This is a genomic window from Vreelandella rituensis (assembly GCF_003336665.1).
GTDB lineage: Bacteria > Pseudomonadota > Gammaproteobacteria > Pseudomonadales > Halomonadaceae > Vreelandella > Vreelandella rituensis.
In genome coordinates this window covers 441-1,501 of record NZ_QPIJ01000145.1, presented here as the reverse complement: position 1 = coordinate 1,501, position 1,061 = coordinate 441, and the positions used below count along the sequence as shown (strand labels likewise).

Below are 1,061 nucleotides of genomic sequence, written 5' to 3'. Positions count from 1 at the left end.
CTCCTGAAGGGCCCAGCGAGACCAGCTGGTTGATAGGCACGGTGTGGAAGCGCTGCAAGGCGTTGAGCTAACGTGTACTAATGGCCCGTGAGGCTTGACCCTATAACACCCAAGGGGTCTGGTCGCAGGACAACAGACAATCAGCGCGCCGCCCAGGCGACGCGCCATCCGCATGATAGACATTAAAGTTTTGCCTGACGACCATAGCGTCCGGGAACCACCTGATCCCTTGCCGAACTCAGTCGTGAAACCGTTCCGCGCCGATGGTAGTGTGGGGTCTCCCCATGCGAGAGTAGGTCATCGTCAGGCACCTATTCGAAAAAAATCCCCCGAGGCTACCCGCTCCGGGGGATTTTTTTTGCCCGGAAAACAGGCCCAGAGGTTTTGTGCCAGAATGGCGCTATTGAACCCTCCGACGATTCATTCAAAGAATAGAATCGCAGATTCCCATCACTCTCACGCGCTTTGTTGCCAAAGCAATGGAGAGCGTGACCGGAGTTCGCGGTGTGCGAGTCGGCGTTTGCGAGCTCACACGGGCGGTAGCCTTGCGGCCACGCCCTTGGTAAACAACATGCCCGCGGGCGGCGATGTTATAGGCGGCATTAAGGTCCGCGGGGTAGCGCTTGCCGGTGCTAAACGTACACTGGCTATAATTGTCCTTATCGCGTTTCACCGGCCCAGACCCGTCGAACGCTTGGCTGGACGTACCACGGGCATAGACCGCTACAAAGCGCAGGCCGATTTCTTCGGCTTTGCTTTCGATGCGCGCCACGAGCTGGCGATGGAACCAGCGGTGAAACCGCGCTTTCATCTGCGTGCGCTTTTTACCCGCTTTCGGACGCCAGCCTTTCAGGTCTTCGACGGCAATGGCTTGGCAGCCGTGGTCGAGCGCGAGATTCACCAGCTGCCGACTGATCTGATGGGCCTGGTTATCCGCCAGACTGGTCAGCCGGTGGTGATCGCGGCGGCAGAAGCCCGGCGGCAACCGGCTTCCGTGCCGGGTTTGCTTCCGTGCCTGACGGCGGATGCGTTGCATGAGCCGATACTCCCGGTCTTTATCC

The 1,061-nt window shown here is 59.3% G+C and carries 1 protein-coding gene and 2 rRNA genes; 2 read left to right on the top strand and 1 reads right to left on the bottom strand.

The window, feature by feature from the left end; translation table 11 throughout:
- Both DU506_RS21160 and rrf read left to right on the top strand, forming a co-directional pair.
- Window positions 1-102, top strand: a 23S ribosomal RNA gene (locus tag DU506_RS21160); the annotation flags it as partial.
- 91 nt (window positions 103-193) lie between these two features.
- Window positions 194-309 (top strand): 5S ribosomal RNA (gene rrf / locus DU506_RS21155).
- A gap of 115 nt (window positions 310-424) precedes the next feature.
- On the opposite strand, the gene DU506_RS21150 is transcribed toward rrf, so the two are convergent.
- On the bottom strand, window positions 425-1,061 hold a 637-nt coding region (locus DU506_RS21150), incomplete at its 5' end, for an IS200/IS605 family accessory protein TnpB-related protein (protein ID WP_220254496.1).